At 41.8% G+C, this 15617-nt stretch carries 15 protein-coding genes, 1 tRNA gene and 1 pseudogene; 5 read left to right on the plus strand and 12 right to left on the minus strand.

The window, feature by feature from the left end; genetic code table 11:
* Positions 1–85: 85 nt before the first annotated feature.
* The 3 genes from V7K45_RS04055 to V7K45_RS04065 all read right to left on the minus strand — a co-directional run bounded on the left by V7K45_RS04055 (position 86) and on the right by V7K45_RS04065 (position 3776).
* Positions 86–889, minus strand: a complete 804-nt coding sequence (locus V7K45_RS04055; RefSeq protein WP_335000628.1) for a phytanoyl-CoA dioxygenase family protein — start codon at positions 887–889, stop codon at positions 86–88.
* 200 nt (positions 890–1089) lie between these two features.
* Entirely contained in the window at positions 1090–2544 is a 1455-nt protein-coding gene (locus V7K45_RS04060; protein ID WP_335000630.1) for an MFS transporter, read from the minus strand.
* A gap of 371 nt (positions 2545–2915) precedes the next feature.
* The gene (locus tag V7K45_RS04065; protein ID WP_335000632.1) at positions 2916–3776 is read right to left on the minus strand and encodes an alpha/beta fold hydrolase; all 861 of its coding nucleotides are present in this window, start codon (positions 3774–3776) and stop codon (positions 2916–2918) included.
* A 123-nt stretch (positions 3777–3899) separates the two neighbouring features.
* Between V7K45_RS04065 and V7K45_RS04070 the strand changes: the two are divergent.
* Positions 3900–4221, plus strand: a pseudogene (locus tag V7K45_RS04070) (IS630 family transposase); the annotation flags it as partial.
* Between the two features lie 482 nt (positions 4222–4703).
* Here the strand turns inward: V7K45_RS04070 and V7K45_RS04075 are convergent.
* Both V7K45_RS04075 and V7K45_RS04080 read right to left on the minus strand, forming a co-directional pair.
* Positions 4704–4774, minus strand: a tRNA-Cys gene (locus tag V7K45_RS04075).
* A 243-nt stretch (positions 4775–5017) separates the two neighbouring features.
* Positions 5018–5608, minus strand: coding sequence for a chromophore lyase CpcT/CpeT (locus V7K45_RS04080; RefSeq protein WP_335000634.1), 591 nt, complete (start codon positions 5606–5608; stop codon positions 5018–5020).
* Positions 5609–5979: 371 nt separating this feature from the next.
* Between V7K45_RS04080 and V7K45_RS04085 the strand changes: the two genes are divergently transcribed.
* Both V7K45_RS04085 and V7K45_RS04090 read left to right on the plus strand, forming a co-directional pair.
* Entirely contained in the window at positions 5980–7206 is a 1227-nt protein-coding gene (locus V7K45_RS04085) for a tetratricopeptide repeat protein (RefSeq protein ID WP_335000636.1), read from the plus strand.
* A gap of 64 nt (positions 7207–7270) precedes the next feature.
* Positions 7271–8050: a Uma2 family endonuclease gene (locus V7K45_RS04090; protein WP_335000638.1), complete on the plus strand. Its 780-nt coding sequence runs from the start codon at positions 7271–7273 to the stop codon at positions 8048–8050.
* Positions 8051–8394: 344 nt separating this feature from the next.
* On the opposite strand, the gene V7K45_RS32895 is transcribed toward V7K45_RS04090, so the two are convergent.
* The 5 genes from V7K45_RS32895 to V7K45_RS04110 form a co-directional block, all read right to left on the minus strand.
* Complete coding sequence (locus V7K45_RS32895; RefSeq protein ID WP_442941953.1) at positions 8395–8541, minus strand: hypothetical protein; 147 nt, start codon at positions 8539–8541, stop codon at positions 8395–8397.
* Between the two features lie 102 nt (positions 8542–8643).
* Positions 8644–8778, minus strand: coding sequence for a hypothetical protein (locus V7K45_RS32900; RefSeq protein ID WP_442941954.1), 135 nt, complete (start codon positions 8776–8778; stop codon positions 8644–8646).
* A gap of 565 nt (positions 8779–9343) precedes the next feature.
* A complete protein-coding gene (locus tag V7K45_RS04100) occupies positions 9344–10351 on the minus strand; it encodes an aldo/keto reductase (protein WP_335000640.1) in 1008 nt (335 codons plus the stop codon).
* A 112-nt stretch (positions 10352–10463) separates the two neighbouring features.
* A complete protein-coding gene (locus tag V7K45_RS04105; RefSeq protein WP_335000642.1) occupies positions 10464–10988 on the minus strand; it encodes a hypothetical protein in 525 nt (174 codons plus the stop codon).
* Positions 10989–11197: 209 nt separating this feature from the next.
* Entirely contained in the window at positions 11198–11509 is a 312-nt protein-coding gene (locus V7K45_RS04110) for an RNA recognition motif domain-containing protein (RefSeq protein ID WP_289798627.1), read from the minus strand.
* 404 nt (positions 11510–11913) lie between these two features.
* Between V7K45_RS04110 and ilvA the strand changes: the two genes are divergently transcribed.
* Positions 11914–13425, plus strand: a complete 1512-nt coding sequence (ilvA, locus tag V7K45_RS04115; protein ID WP_335000644.1) for a threonine ammonia-lyase, biosynthetic — start codon at positions 11914–11916, stop codon at positions 13423–13425.
* 147 nt (positions 13426–13572) lie between these two features.
* On the opposite strand, the gene V7K45_RS04120 is transcribed toward ilvA, so the two are convergent.
* Both V7K45_RS04120 and V7K45_RS04125 read right to left on the minus strand, forming a co-directional pair.
* A complete protein-coding gene (locus tag V7K45_RS04120; RefSeq protein WP_335000646.1) occupies positions 13573–14613 on the minus strand; it encodes a hypothetical protein in 1041 nt (346 codons plus the stop codon).
* 10 nt (positions 14614–14623) lie between these two features.
* Complete coding sequence (locus tag V7K45_RS04125) at positions 14624–14869, minus strand: hypothetical protein (RefSeq protein ID WP_099099597.1); 246 nt, start codon at positions 14867–14869, stop codon at positions 14624–14626.
* A 190-nt stretch (positions 14870–15059) separates the two neighbouring features.
* Between V7K45_RS04125 and V7K45_RS04130 the strand changes: the two genes are divergently transcribed.
* Positions 15060–15305, plus strand: coding sequence for a hypothetical protein (locus tag V7K45_RS04130; RefSeq protein ID WP_335000648.1), 246 nt, complete (start codon positions 15060–15062; stop codon positions 15303–15305).
* The last annotated feature ends 312 nt before the right edge of the window (positions 15306–15617 follow it).

A 15617-nucleotide genomic window follows, 5' to 3' on the forward strand; every position in this document is an offset into this window, starting at 1 on the left:
TAAGACTACCAAAACGCGATCAGTAGATGGTTAAATATTAGTACAAATCATCTTCCAATTCGCTCGAATTATTGATTTGCAGCAATTAGTGATGTAGTTCAACTCTCGGAAATATATCGCAGTCTATTGGCTCACCAGTTTTTTTGGTTTTGAATGAATTTAATTCTGGTAGGTCAATTTCTTCAACAGGTCTGAAAGGCCATGCTTTCGGGCGTTGATAGTAAGTAACATCATCGCCAGTCCAATTCGTGACTACCGCACGTCGTTGTGTAGAAGATATGTTCGTTACTGAATGATGAATTGTGAGAAAATGATGAACCAAGCAATCTCCAGGCTCCATATCCCAGGATAAAATTTCGTGAGGCTCTGGCTCTACAAACCAGGAGGGGTTCGATCCTTCACGTAACTCCTTGCCCCATCGATGAGAAGCTTTGATATACTCTAATCGACCATTTTCTTGGTTGACACTATCTAAAGCCAGCCAAATTTTACAACACTGCCAGCCTTGTATGGGCCAATAAGGTAGGTCGTTATGCCACCCAACACGGCTGTTTGCTTTCGGCTTTTTAACAAAAAAACCGTCAGTCAAAAAGTTCAGTTTTTCCGATTTCAAGACTTGAGCGGCGAGCATTGCTAGCGGAGATTCAAAAGCCAAAGCACGAAAATCAGCATCAGTGAGCCATAAGCTACTGCTATGTTCCACATGACCTTCTGATTTGGGGATGCCCTTAACTTCTAAAGGACCAGGGATTAATACATTTTTGTCAACGGCTGTTCGCATCCGTTCTACCCAGATGTCATCCAAAACATTTTTGACGCAGATAACACCGTCTCGCTGGAAAGCTTCAACTTGTTGGGTGGTGATTTTTGATGTGTCTACCTTAAGCATTACGAAAAAATAAATAAAGTCAGATTTATGTAATTACAGATTTCTATAATCTGCTTTACTGACATTAACTTGGTCGCTATGTTATAAATCTTTTTTACTGTAGAGTAAAGATGTAAGTTAGTAGTTCTTCCTATAGGTGGATAAATCTCCAGGTTGAGTACAACATTCTTTGTTCATAACCGTAGCCAAGAAATTTCATCCTAACTACCCAAATCTTTTTTAACAATGAGTGGCACAAGTGAAGCTAATCGTAATACACCAGATACAATAAATACTTCTGCTATGCCAAAAGACCCAGAAAATTGAGCGATGAAGCCACCGATAGTTGCTCCTAAAGCACCACTTGCTCCAGCGACAGCTGCTGCTGTTGCAAAATAGATAGACTGATTTTTTACTGGTGCAATCTCTATCTGAAGATTGTTGTTACACAAGTCAACTCCTCCCCAATTAGCCCCAATGAAAATGTGTAACAGTGGCAACCACAGCCAGAGGTCGAGAGGACTAGAACCCATCTTCAGCCACAGCCAGGGTATGACGGCAATTAGAATTCCATTAAAAATTAGAATCGGACGATTGCCTATTTTATCTGCTAATCTACCCCACACAATCAGCATCAGCATGTGTGCCCCTGCTCGCAGGCTATTGTAGAAAGTTACCCAACTTACATCCAAGTTCAGCGTATCTAGTAAGTAGAGGTTAAAAAACGGGGCACTCAGATTAACAGCAAACGTCCATGAGCCGAAATAAAGCAGAAACACCAAAAAATTAGAGTTTTTCCAAATGCTGCTATCTATTTGGTTTTGGGTAGTTGGCATTTGTGGCAGAGAGATTGCTTCAGATATCTCACCAGATTCATTTGATGCCGAGTCTGACTGAATCTCACTTGCTTGAGATGAATTAACATAATAAGTATTTTGTAACTGGGGATTTATATCTACCTGGAAATATTGACACCCCAAGCTCACAATTCCAAAGATAATGCCTAAGAGCAAAATCACCCCATAACCTTGGATAGTTCCTCCGTACCAATGTGATACAATTAGCCCGCCTATTGGCAAGCCAATTAACTCGGTTAAGTTAGCAACACTATTGCGTAGCCCGAAATATCTACCTCGCAATCGTCGTGGCACTAACATTGCTATCCAACTGAACCACGATGCAATTCCTAGTCCTCCTAAAAAATGGCTGCATACAAGAATCAAAAGCGACAATACAACTAATTGATTGGAATTAAGCCCTCCCGCACCAAAGCTAACAATGCCAATTACTAAAATTAGCCACAGTAGCCGACCAATCCCATGAGTGCGAAGAGAATACTGAAAGCGGCTAGTGCTGCGTTCAGATAAGTAAGCACCCATCGGCTGAAAAAGATTCACCAACATGGGAATAGAACTTACCATGCCAAATACCACCGGACTAGCATTCAACTCCACCAAGAAATTACCTAGCAAAATTCCGCCAGTGGCAATAGAGAAAATTGCTGCGAAAACACCATCGACAGTAGAAGCCGTCAAACTCCTGCGAATACCATCTTTAGAAATAGCAGGGCTGAGTGTTGAGGTAGGAGAGAGTGTTGATGGTGAGGCAATCTGAGTAATTTCTTGAGCAATTTCTATAGAAAGAGGCGCACCTGTTTCAATTTGGGAAGAATCCATAAATCTAGTATTTAAGAAAATAATTAGGATTTAGGCATCATACATATGTACTATACTAACTTTGGCTTTTGATCTGTGTCTAACACTCAAAAGAGTTGCAGTCATGCCTAAAATTATTGTCATTGATGTGCTGAAAGTCGTTTTCAAGTTTATAGATGGCAGCCGATCTCTGGTTTCTTTATTAAAACCGCAGGGATAGTCTGTACAATCATCAGGTATTGTGTTTTTCATTTCAAGAGTTGATATACCCGATTTGCCAGGGCAAACACATCTAAATTATTCTTAATCGCAACCAACATTAACAACCAAAGAAAAATCAGCGACTCCAAGCGATGTCTACGACGGGCTACGGGTACGCTTGACTATTTAATCTAACGTTTGTAAACCAAGAAACCCGCGATCGCATCCAAAAGTGCTTCTGGCTCATCTGCGCGGATCAAATGACTGCTATTCTCAAAAATTCTCAAATCTGCATTAGGAATTGCCTGAGCAATTTCTTCAGAAAATTCTGGGGCGCAAATCCAGTCATGCCGACCTGCAATAACTAAAGTAGGTGCGGTAATTTTGTGTAACTGGTCAAGAATATTGTAGTTGCGAAGGAAACCGCCAAAAGCAACATTAATCGCATCAACTGAGAGAATATTCCGCTGCCAAGCAATGCCTGATGTGGTGGGATTATATTTTAGCGAATACATCGATCCCAACACTTGAAAATACTGTCTTAGCTGTTCTTCATTTTCAAAGTTTCCATCCCAAAGCCGTTGAGCGCTTGCTTTTTGTTCTTCAGTTCCCTTTGATGCGAGGATTTCTTTAGCCCGTTCTAAAAAGCCACTATGGGCTGCCGTGGCAATCACAATTAGATGAGAGACATTTTGAGGATAGCGGACTGCATAAGTCAGAGCCACCATACCACCGTAAGAACCGCCAATCACAACGATTTTCTCCAGACCAAGGTGTTGACGCAACGCTTCCATATCTTCAACATTATTGTCTAGAGTATAGGTTTCTTTAGGCCCGCGGGCAGACCTTCCTTGACCACGATGGTCAAAATAGACTAGTTGAAGTTTTTGGCTTAAAGCCGAAAAAGTTGGTTTGAAGGAAGTATGATCCGCACCAGGTCCGCCATGAATTAGAAAGGCGACAGGTTTAGAGCAGATGCTCGCGCCATCCACTACTAATGCAGAACCTTCCACATCAAAGAAAATCTCTGTATCTCGTATTTTCGCTCGCATTTTCGGGATTGTATAAAATTACATGACTCGCGCCTAATATGAATTAGGAAAAAAGGCGGGAGAAGTAAGAAGATGAAAGTTAGTAGTTTTCCAAATTAGACTTACCCCATGACTAGCATAGACCTTGGAACGCTAATTTCAACAATCATTGAAGCGGGAAATTCAAAAAATACTATTGATTACCTACAATATCTGCTAGCTGACTCTCCCGATCAGCAATTACTAATTTTTTGGGATGGCGCTAGTTACCACCGTTCTAAAGAAATTCGAGGTTTTTTGTCCGAGGTAAATCTTGGGTTGTCATCTGAACAATGGAAAATACATTGCGAACGCTAAAGCTCCCAATTGCCCACATTTACAGTGGATGTTTGAGTGGTATATCCGACACACTACCTTTGATTTCGCTACTCTCCAGATGTACGGAGTTTTTTCAAAAATCAAATAGGAGTCCTATATTAGTTTTTATGGAATATAAATTTCTAAGTACGAATGTCTAGAATCAAGTAGTATAAATTACGCTTTAGACTACTCAAAACATTGTAACTAAGCGTAGATATAGCGTAGGTGACACAAAAGGCAAAGTAATTTAGAAATCCAAAGTAGAGATAGCATTTTCCTTTTGCTGATCAGTGACACCCTTTAGTACTGATTGTAATTGCTTGCTCAAAGGTAATGTATTTATCACTGATATGCTTCCATTGTAGAGCGATCGCTTCTGATGGTCTGCATCCAGTAAAAAACCACTTTACCCCAGTTTTACCCCAGAAATACTTATTGGGGTAAAAACCTCTACCTTACATTTTTACCCCAGTTCTTTACCCAAACTACCCAAAATTACCCCAAAAATATTGGAAGGCTCTGGAAACAAGCCCTATAACTACCATTAAAAAAGGGCTTCAAAGCCCTGTAATGCTTATATTTATTTGAAGGCGGCACCCGGATTTGAACCGGGGGTGGAGGTTTTGCAGACCTCTGCCTTACCACTTGGCTATGCCGCCACAGCAAGATTCCCTGAACTACTTTAATGTTGCTAAGGTGTCTTAGTAGCCATTTAGTAGCCATAGGGCGCTAGTTAAACCATGATAGCATAGGATTTTGAGGTAAAGATAGTAGGTTAACTGGATGTTTTTGGTAGTCTTTGGGCGATCGCTAAAAAGTGGCGATTACAAGTTGACCAAACCACAGACTACTCTTAGCTGATTAAAGAGAGTTTTAGGTTGTAACTCCTCACTCCTCACTTGTTACACCTTTACTTCATCGGCAAAATTACTCCAACGCACAAAGTGAAATGGACCGGCGATAGAACCCCAGAGACGTTCATCGGTGTCTAAATCCCTTCCCCGGTCGAGGCTGAAAAATTCTGTAGCGTCAATCTCAAATTCGTTATCCAGATAAGTATTTTTGCCGTCACGAACCACTATGCAGCCTTTACCAGGTTCAACTCTGCCTTTGAAGCTCTTACCTGTCCACTCTACAATCATGTTGCAGCCTGACATTTTTTCCAATTGGTCAAGAGACAACTCTTTGAGGCGTTCGGGTTCACGAGATGCACCGTAAAATTTCTCTTCTTCTTTAACGGTGTAGTGTTCAATCGCAATGTGGTTTTCTGCCGGGATTAACTTCATTACCCGCATTCGGTAGGGTTGATTGAGCAAAAAATCATAAGCTTGTTCGAGAAACAAACTTACCCCTGAGAACAACTCTAAGGGAAGGGGACGGATACACACGCGGATATGGGCATAAAAAGGCGGATTTTCAAAAGCTTGTTCTTGATTGCTAAAGTCAGCTGCCATCCAGCGGGCTAAGGTGGCGATATCAGTAGAATGAGTCATTACAAAACGATCGACTAGTTACTTAAATATGATCTAGGATTATTTTGACACTCCCCTGACTCAAAAATCCTGCCTGCGATCGCAATTTTTAAATTATATCTAGGATAGATGCTCTGATTGGAGAAAATCAGGCTGCTTCATCAGTACAAGTTAAACTGCTGACATCTTGTACTTAATAACTAGAACTCGTTAAGCATTTATTTTTGCCAAATCCGCACACTATCTTTTCTCTGTGTGCTGAAGCCACATTGCTCTCAGGTAGGCTTTTCTTGTAAAGCTGGAGAAAAGCTGGAGAATAGTTAGTCAATAATAGGCATGGAGATAATTGCTAATTATCTCATGCAAATCACTCAAGGCCAAGTAAAGTACCCATGCTCAGGCACTTAATTGCGATCGCTACTGCCACTATACTCTTTAGCAATTCCTTAACACTGGCAAAGAGTAAAGCGCCGAAACCACCCGATCAATTTCCTCCTAGCCCTCTAGAGATTACCACACCCGATCCACTGTCACCGCGATCGCCCAAGGATAAACAGCCGTTAACTCCCCAAGAACGGCAAAAGTTAGAACCAGCGTTAGATGCGTTAAATCAAGAAGCGGCGGCGAAACTGCAAGCAGGTGAACAGGTTGCGGCGTTTGAAATTTGGAACCGAGAACTGCGTTTGCGGCGCTTTTTAGGTTCATTAGCAGAGGTGCAAGCATTATCACGAGTTGGGGCGATCGCTTGGAAGCTAAACGACGGACAAGAAGTACAATATATTACGGAACGATTGCAAGCGATTCAAAAGCAGGCGCAATCTCAGAAAAAAAACGTCCCAATCGATCTAGAATTGTGGCGATCGCTAGGTGAAGCTTACAAAAATGTACGAGCGTCTAAACTGGCTATAGAAGCTTACAACCAAGTTTTGCTAGTAGTGCGACAACAACAAGACCAAACAGCGGTATTAGAAACCCTCAAAACAATTGGAGAACTGCATTTAAGTTGGTTTGATTATCGCAAAGCTGCGCCAATCTATGAGGAATTGTTGAGTTTAGCTACATCTGTTGGCGATCGTGTAAACGAGGTAACATATCTGCAACAACTGGCTTATATTTACGAGCAGACAAGCCAACCGCAGCAGTCATTGAATGTACTTAACAAACTAGCAGAAATTTATGTCAATGAAAATCAGCTTACGGAAATACCAGAATTAAAGCTAGCGATCGCTTCAGATTACGAATCTCTAGCCAAGAAAGATCCTAACTTACTGCTAGAAGCTTTTAATAATTATCAAGAAGCTTATACCACTGCTTGGCAATTAAAGGAGTACGTTCGGGCTGGTGATGCTTTGCAGAAGTTAATTGCGCTGTATCGTTCGCAAGGACAAACACAGGAGGCTTTAGAGGCTAGCGAAATTCTGGTGCAGATACAGGGACAAGCCGCCAACTTTTACGGAATGATGCAAGCTTATGACCAAATTGGGCAATTGTATCTAGAACGCAAAGAATTTCCTCAAGCATTAACAGCTTTTCAACAAGGGTTAAAACTGGCGCAACAACTCAAACATGAAGAAGCATACTTTACTGGACAAATTGCAAAACTGTCGAAAGCAAATTAACTGAAATTTCTGCGATCGCTTAACATAAAAATACCCGTCACGCCTAACCACAAGGTGAAAAGCTATGTCAGAAACTACCCTAGCTGCACCAGATATTCAACTTCCACCTACCCAAGCAGAATTGCCATACGATGACGGTATCCCGATGGAAAGCGCACGACACAAAGCCCAAATGGATTTGCTGATAGATGCTTTGATACCTTGGTTGGAAGAACGAGAGGATGGGTTTATCGGCGGTAATATGTTTGTTTACTACAGTCTGGCCCAGGTGCGAAACAAAGACTTTAAAGGGCCAGACTTTTTTGCTGTGTTGGGAGTCCCGAAAGGAGAACGTCGCAGTTGGGTGGTTTGGGAAGAGGGGAAAACACCAGATTTAGTTATTGAATTGCTTTCTGACAGCACAGCCCAAGCAGATAAAAATGAGAAAAAGCTGATTTATCAAAATCAAATGCGTGTGCCAGAATATTTCTGGTATGACCCTTTTAACCCTAATGATTTGGCTGGTTTTTCTATTGAAAAGGGAGCTTATCAACCTATTGTATTCAATGCTCAAAATCAGTTAGTGAGTCAATCTTTAGGGTTAGGATTGCAGTTGTGGCAGGGAAGTTATAAAGGTATTGATGCTACTTGGTTACGCTGGGCAAATTTGGCAGGAGAATTGCTGCCAACTCCTGAAGAAAAGGAACGTCAAAGGGCAGAACAAGAACGCCAAAGGGCAGACAAGGCAGAATCGCAGTTATTACAAACTGCACGCAACTTACTTGAGTCTGGGATGACAGTAGAACAGGTAGCTAGGTTAACAGGTTTAAATGTATCTGAGATAGACACTGAAAAGGATGCATGATTTACGGGATTTTTTTAAGCGATCGCTTTACCAAAGTAATCATACAAGCGATCGCTAATGAAAGCTTGACCACCAGGGGCAACATAGACACTAATTTTTTCGGCAAACTTTCCAGAGTCTTCAGGCATACATAATATATCTAAATGCCGTTAAACTTAGATATTGCAGTGGTTGCAACACCCGCCTCAGAATGAATTCTAAGGCTAATAGCTAAAGTCTTCTTTAGAAGACTAAGAAAAAAAGTTTTAGTCCACTTGAGTGGACTTTAGCTAAAAGCCTGTGAAATTTATTTCTGGGCGGGTTAAGGGGCTAATTGAGAATCATGTTTAATTTTGAGATTAATTTTAGATTAAAAGGATTGATTTTGAATAATTTCCTGTTCCACCTGGCATGACAACCTGACCAATTTTGTCTGCTAATTTCTCTAGGTTAGGCATAGCCAAAATTTCAGCTAATTTAGGATTTGGTTCTGCTTTAGCTGCTTGAGCCACTTCAGGATTAGCTTTAGCAGCCGATTCAACCTCTAGTACAGCTTTGCCATAATCAAGTGGTTGCTCTGGTGCTTTCTCGATCGCTGCTACAGTATGGGGAGACTATTTTTTGAGGGTGACGAGAAACTTGCCAGTCTTATCCACTAAAGACTCTGTTACCTTTTCGGTTGTTTTTTCTAAGGCTTTAGTGGCTATTATAGTGCCAACAGCGATCGCCGCAGCTTCAAGTATCATCATCCTGCCTTGACTATGTGTATCTTATTTACTTATTAACACAGCGCTTTTGTGCTAAATTCCGCAGCTAAGTTAAAAAAACCATATTTTACCCAGCGTTATGGATTTTGCAGAGTTCAGCATTACTTTCTCAATATATTGCGTGTGATATCTAGGCTTTTTGAATTGAAACCAATTGCTGTTACTAAACATCGCTACTAACATCGCGCTTTAAGTTACTAAAAATAACTAGTTTAGTTATCACCACTACGATTTTTGTTACAAACATCATTATTTTCGTTATAACGCTACGATTTTCGTTACTAAAATAACGAGTTTAGTTACCACCGCTACGATTTTTATTACAAACATCATTATTTTCGTTATAACGCTACGATTTTCGTTACAAACATCATATTTATAGTTGATATTGCTGAGGCTATCATTACATTGAATACTATAGCGGTTCCCATTCAGATGCCGTACAACATTATATCGCGGGATGTAGGGGCACGGCACTGCCGTGCCCTTACGGGTATACCTCACACAAACGAGAAGCGCTATATTCAAATTCAGCGACGTTAAAATTTCACTTCGTTTGAAAGATATTTTGTACCATTTTTTTGTCTGCATTCGCCGCCGCCTTATCCAACTCTGCAATCTCACCAGCGTCTAATTGCCAACCCAACGCCCCAAGATTCTCCTTCGCTTGTTCGACGCTCTTTGCTCCAGGGATGGGAATAGTTCCTTTACAGATGCACCAATTAATTGCTACCTGTGACATAGTTTTGTTTCTGAACTGTGCCACCTCTCGCAAACATTCCAAAAGCGATTTACCAGCAGAAGCTACTCCGCCTCTATGCATTCCTGATAATATTTGCTTAAATAACAAACCTCGAACGCCTTTAGGCAAAGGGCCTTGCTCAGAGTATTTTCCTGTCAGTAATCCTAAAGCTAGAGGGCTGTAGGCAATCAATTTAATTCCCAACTCATCACAAAGGTCTTTGAGGTTGAGTTGAGTGACAGGATATGTAGACAACAGAGAGTATTGAACTTGCAGAGTTGTAATCGGAACGCCTCGTTCGGCAAATTTTTTCTGCACTCGCATCAGCCGTTTCGGCCCATAATTGGATAATCCCACGCCCTTGACTAGTCTTTGTTCATACAAATCGGCAAGACCATCTAAAAGTCCTTCCTCTTGCCAAGGAGCATAGTTTGCTGTTGACCAATGCATCTGTACCAAATCGACATTTCTTCCCAAGCGTTGGGCAGATGACTGGCAAGCCTTTACCATTGATTGACGCGTCCATCTCCACGGGTAAGCAGCAAGCTTAGTTGCAATACAAATATTTTCTTTGCCTGAACCTACATATTCTCGGTTGAATCGTCCCAGAAGTGACTCACTCCGACCATTCAATCTCCCCGTTCCGTAAGAATCACCTGTATCAAATAAAGTTACACCGTTGCTGACACAAAGGTTAAAGACGGCTTGCAACTGCTCATCCATACTTTCGTCATATCCCCAAAGCAGTTGGTTGCCCCAAGCCCAAGTGCCGCAGCCCATGCTTGGGAGGGAGAGTTTTTGGAGAGTCTGCATTCTTTACTGTTTGTAGATTGCCTTATTAATTATCAGGCATATATAGCAGTCCGAAATCATTCGTGAAAATTTGTGATAGTTATAACCACTCTGTAGTCTTGATTCATTAATTTCAACTTGACAGGCTGCTATTAGGGAACATGGTTGGATTTGCTAAAAGCCAAGCTTTTTCAGTCCAGGCGTTATTAAATAACCCCACCTCTGGCACATTTAATTCAAATGAATGGGGTGGTGATTCTAGCAACAATGGCGAACCTTTATCCTGGGCCTCAACTAAGTTAACTATCCAGGGAAGAAAGTCTAAGATTTCTTTTGGTAATACAGTTAACTCGAAATCCCACAACAAATTCAGACCTCGGCAGACTTGTCCTTTTCTGGTCACTGTCACTCTACCAGCACTTTTGTTAATAGCCAATCGCAGAATGAATGGGCGGAATGGGACAAATTCATCGGGTGCTGTATAAGCGTATACATTTATATAGTTGAGTCTCTGCCTACGATCCATCCAAGATGCGATCGGTGAATTACTACTATAAGATGTACCAGTTATAAGTACCGGCATATTCATCGCAGCAGCAAAGTTAGTGTAGAACTTATGCCTTAGTTCGTTAACAATATGTTTAGCTTCTGGGTTCATGGTTGCTACACCTATTACAAAAACGATACCTGCGGTAAGCTACCCTAACGCATGGCTTCATAAAAATTATTTCCTAAAACCTCCTGCATCACTTCGACTACGCTCAGTGACCACCTGCTCTCTGGCTTTCTTCGTTTAATCGAAGCACAAAAAAGGCAGACTCCTTGTCTGCCCTTAAGACTTGAGAGTTAAATTTTTGGTTTTAGACCTTAATAGCGGCCGCCACCACCGCCACCACCACCATAGCCTCCTCGTCTACCACCAGAGGAACCGCCGTCTGTTTTGGGCTTGGCTTTATTAACTTTTAAGCTTCGACCCATCCATTCAGCGTTATCAAGGGCATCAATCGCCGCTTGTTCTTGTGCGTCTGATTCCAATTCCACAAACCCAAAACCTCTCATCCGACCTGTTTCTCGGTCGACAGGCAATTGAACATTTTTTACAGTTCCATATTCTGCAAAAACTTGCCGGAGGTCATCTTCTTTAACCTCATAAGATAGATTGCCGACGTAAATTGACATACAATGTCTCCAGAATCAGAGGGTGTAGAGATTTAGATCCGGAGAGGTCTGTAATACAAGTATATATAAAAACAAACTGTACAGCCGAATTTCATCTTCCACGCATACTTTAACATAAATAGAGAAGTTATGTTCGTAAGTAACACTATACTTAATCTGTCGATCTAAGTACTCAGATAGTTGGCAAAACTACTTTCAAATCGACCTATCAACGATCGCATTAAATATGCAGCAATCAAAAAATTTTCATAACTGAACTTAATTTATCTTCAAAGAATATTAATTGGTAATTTTTAGATTTTGTTCAATCAAAATTTCGAGAGAGAACAAACCAATAAAACCAGTGCGATCGCTTGTAACGTAAAATTAGTTTCCATCCAGCATTTGCTAACAGCTTGACGCCCATGTTTTGCGACTACCTCATCCAAATCCTGACTGCCCGTGTGTATGATGTTGCCCAGGAAACACCACTGGAGTGTGCCCCAAATTTGTCTGCGCGGCTGAATAATCAACTCCTGTTGAAACGTGAGGATATGCAGTCAGTATTTTCCTTTAAACTGCGGGGTGCTTATAATAAGATGGTGCAACTACCGCCAGATATATTGGCACAAGGTGTAATTGCCGCGTCTGCGGGAAACCATGCTCAGGGAGTCGCCCTGGCAGCCAATCGTTTGGGAACCAAAGCGATTATCGTCATGCCAGTAACCACACCCCAAGTCAAGGTGGATGCGGTAAGAATGAGGGGCGGAGCAGTAGTGTTATATGGAAACACTTATGATGATGCTTATAGCTATGCGCGTGAATTAGAAATAGAAAAAGGATTGACTTTTATTCATCCCTTTGACGATCCTCATGTCATTGCTGGACAGGGAACAATTGGGATGGAAATTTTACGGCAATATCAGCAACCCATCCATGCGATTTTTGTGGCAATTGGAGGCGGCGGATTAATTTCTGGAATAGGGGCTTATGTGAAACGATTGCGTCCCGAAATCAAAATTATTGGTGTTGAACCAGTAGATGCTGATGCGATGTCTCAATCACTCAAAGTCGGACATCGGGTGCGCTTGTCTCAAGTGGGGTTATTTGCTGATGGCGTAGCGGTGCGGGAAGTCGGTGAAGAAACCTTCCGTTTATGTCAGCAGTATGTAGATGAAATTATTTTGGTGGGTACAGATGATACTTGCGCTGCGATTAAAGACGTTTTTGAGGATACGCGATCCATTTTAGAACCAGCTGGTGCATTAGCGATCGCAGCTGCCAAAGCCTACGCCGAAAGAGAACAAATCGAGGGACAAACCTTAATTGCTGTCGCCTGTGGTGCAAACATGAATTTCGATCGCCTCCGTTTTGTCGCAGAACGAGCAGAGTTAGGCGAACGCCGCGAAGCAATCTTTGCAGTCACAATTCCAGAGGAACGGGGAAGTATTCGCCAGTTTTGTGAATGTATTGGCAACCGTAATCTGACCGAGTTTAATTATCGTATTGCCGATGAAAAAACAGCCCATATTTTTGTTGGCGTACAAATTCAAAATCGTGCCGATGCTGTCAAGATGGTAGAAACCTTTGAAGCTCATGGATTTGAAACCCTTGATTTAACGGACGACGAACTAACTAAACTACATCTGCGGCACATGGTGGGTGGACACTCTCCCCTAGCTCATAATGAATTGCTCTACCGTTTTGAGTTTCCCGAACGTCCCGGCGCATTAATGAAGTTTGTGACTTCCATGAGTCCCGACTGGAATATTAGTCTTTTTCACTACCGCAACAATGGCGCAGATTACGGGCGAATCGTTGTCGGTATCCAGGTTCCCCCCCACGAAATGGAAGATTGGCAAGCTTTTCTCGACCATCTAGGCTATCGCTATTGGGATGAGAATAAGAATCCGGCGTACAAGCTGTTTTTGGGATAGCAGGGGAAGAGGCAGAGGGGCAGAGGGGCAGGGGAGCAGAGGAGATAAGGGGGATAAGAGGGAATTATTGAATAAGTCTCTTCCTTGTCTCCCCCCTCTTCCTTGTCTACCTTGTCTCTTCTCCATGCCCAATGCCCAATGCCCAATCTAACGAGAACTCCCCTTCAATATCAGATTTGAATCCCAAGTATAGAAGCCAATTTGATTAGGAACCCTAGCGAATCTACCTGTGCGATAGCCTCTAGATAGTTCATTCAGCACCTTATTTTTGATCTCTCTAATTTGCTGAGAATCTAGTTCTCCATAAATTCCGGCGATGACTTCAGCCACGCTGAAAACTTTACCTGGATTTTGTTTTAACAGAGAGGTGAGGGCATCAATTAAAAATTGACCCTCAAAGGCTTTGAGCATCGGTACTGTTTTTGTCGGAGGAACGAAAGGCTTCTTATTTTTGTTTTTGATACTCCTAGAAGCACCATTGCGATTATTTGGGGCTACCAAACTTAAATCCAGAGTATAACAACCTGGCTCATCGGGAATAGTTACCCAGTAATTCCTTTCTCTGCCTTGGGTGAGGGAAGATTGCACTCTACCTTTAACTACTTTGAATAGATTGGAATCTAACTCTCCATAAAGCGATCGCACGATAAAATCGATATGACAAACAGTACCTATCTGTTCTTGCAATAGCTGTTTTATGGCTTCCATTCGCGAGATAGCGTGCTGATACTGAGGTAGCATCGGAATTTCCACTACCTTCGTTGAACTATCGTTGTTCTCTAGGGCGATCTTTGGATCTGTTGATGTCGTTTGAGGTTGACTCTCTTTTGTATCAACAGCAGCAGAAAAAGAATTATTTATCTCAACTTGCTCTGAGTCTTTTCGTTCTGACTCTAAAGACTCCACCAAGTTGATTTCGCCGATATCATCAAGGGGTGATAAAAATCGCAGAGAACTTTCCCCAGAAAGATTTGAGGTTTCATCAGTCGCTGTTAATCTTGATATCTGCTTGTTGGTATCAGAAAAAGACCAGTTAGACAACAACGCTTCTACATGATCGAGCTGCGATCGCGCCTGCACAAAGAGGCGTTCATACTCTTCTGTCAGGCGAGCATAATAGTCTCGTAATTCCAACAGTGGTGAGAGAAAGGTGCCCGGAGGCGGTTCTAATTGTCCATTTTGAGTCATAGGGCTTTAATCAATTTAAATCGATGTCACTTTTATAAGACATTGCTCTGGGTTTTGCCTTGTGAGATGCTGGCTGGGATTTCTTAGGCGGTTGGGGAGGGCGACATCTCTCACAATATAAAGGTCGAGGGCCGAAAGTCTCGCGTTTTGTCAGATCGTTACACTCTTTACAGACAAACTGGAAAACACGAGTATGAATCTGTCTTTTGTGCGCCCTGACAGTATATTCTCTAACATCAATGAATTTACTTGCCATAATCAGGAATTGTGAATTGCCGACGTTATCAATGTCCTATCAATATAGCTATTCAAGCAAATCAAACCGCATCAGTGTGTGTTTATGTAGAAGTTTTATTCAAATCAGTGAATTTGACATCTAGACATAAAGTGCAGATGAGCAATTTGAGAGTTAGCTGTTGACTATATCTCTCAGCATATAATTGGTGATGAGCAAACACTACTATCATTCTTCAGGCGCAGCGATTTACATTGCCCCGATCGGAAAAATAGATAGGGAAAGTGCAGGATTATTTACTTCCACTACTATTGATTGGCAAATCAAGCGATCGCCAGTGTCTCTAATTGCCCATCATAAAATTACCGCACTTCTAACCCCTTTTCCTCATGCTAGATGGGTAATGCTTAATAGACTTCTTGGCATTTGTCGGGGAAAGGGAAAGGGGAAAGGGTAAAGGGGAAAGGGGTAAGGGTAAGGGTAAAGGGGTAAGGGTAAAAGTTAGGTTTTAAATTCATTCCCCATTCCCCATTCCCCATTCCCCTTTTCCCGACTTCTGCAAAAAGTCTAATAAGCCATTCCTGTCTAAAGAACAACCGCCCCCTAAAAACAGAGGAGGCGGCGATCGTTGTTAATCAAAGTATGATTCCAATAAGTTTGATCCCTCTACTAGTAGTATGTCAAGTCAACTTCACGGGGTCAATAAGTTTGTAGTCAAAACTTTAGTCTTTTGTTAAGCGCTCAAGCGCTTATTATTAACCCATGAATT

The organism is Nostoc sp. (assembly GCF_036917375.1).
In the GTDB taxonomy this organism is placed as follows: Bacteria; Cyanobacteriota; Cyanobacteriia; order Cyanobacteriales; family Nostocaceae; genus Nostoc.

What these genes read in the sequence shown, in the direction of transcription:
- V7K45_RS04060 (WP_335000630.1), bottom strand. Translation starts at nt 2,544, where the DNA reads ATGGATTCTTCCCAAATTGAAACAGGTGCGCCTCTTTCTATAGAAATT.
- V7K45_RS04080 (WP_335000634.1), bottom strand. Translation starts at nt 5,608, where the DNA reads ATGACTCATTCTACTGATATCGCCACCTTAGCCCGCTGGATGGCAGCT.
- V7K45_RS04120 (WP_335000646.1), bottom strand. Translation starts at nt 14,613, where the DNA reads ATGACTCAAAATGGACAATTAGAACCGCCTCCGGGCACCTTTCTCTCA.
- V7K45_RS32900 (WP_442941954.1), bottom strand. Translation starts at nt 8,778, where the DNA reads ATGATGATACTTGAAGCTGCGGCGATCGCTGTTGGCACTATAATAGCC.
- V7K45_RS04055 (WP_335000628.1), bottom strand. Translation starts at nt 889, where the DNA reads ATGCTTAAGGTAGACACATCAAAAATCACCACCCAACAAGTTGAAGCT.
- ilvA (WP_335000644.1), top strand. Translation starts at nt 11,914, where the DNA reads ATGTTTTGCGACTACCTCATCCAAATCCTGACTGCCCGTGTGTATGAT.
- V7K45_RS04125 (WP_099099597.1), bottom strand. Translation starts at nt 14,869, where the DNA reads ATGGCAAGTAAATTCATTGATGTTAGAGAATATACTGTCAGGGCGCAC.
- V7K45_RS04130 (WP_335000648.1), top strand. Translation starts at nt 15,060, where the DNA reads ATGAGCAAACACTACTATCATTCTTCAGGCGCAGCGATTTACATTGCC.
- V7K45_RS04100 (WP_335000640.1), bottom strand. Translation starts at nt 10,351, where the DNA reads ATGCAGACTCTCCAAAAACTCTCCCTCCCAAGCATGGGCTGCGGCACT.
- V7K45_RS04105 (WP_335000642.1), bottom strand. Translation starts at nt 10,988, where the DNA reads ATGAACCCAGAAGCTAAACATATTGTTAACGAACTAAGGCATAAGTTC.
- V7K45_RS04110 (WP_289798627.1), bottom strand. Translation starts at nt 11,509, where the DNA reads ATGTCAATTTACGTCGGCAATCTATCTTATGAGGTTAAAGAAGATGAC.
- V7K45_RS04065 (WP_335000632.1), bottom strand. Translation starts at nt 3,776, where the DNA reads ATGCGAGCGAAAATACGAGATACAGAGATTTTCTTTGATGTGGAAGGT.
- V7K45_RS04085 (WP_335000636.1), top strand. Translation starts at nt 5,980, where the DNA reads ATGCTCAGGCACTTAATTGCGATCGCTACTGCCACTATACTCTTTAGC.
- V7K45_RS04090 (WP_335000638.1), top strand. Translation starts at nt 7,271, where the DNA reads ATGTCAGAAACTACCCTAGCTGCACCAGATATTCAACTTCCACCTACC.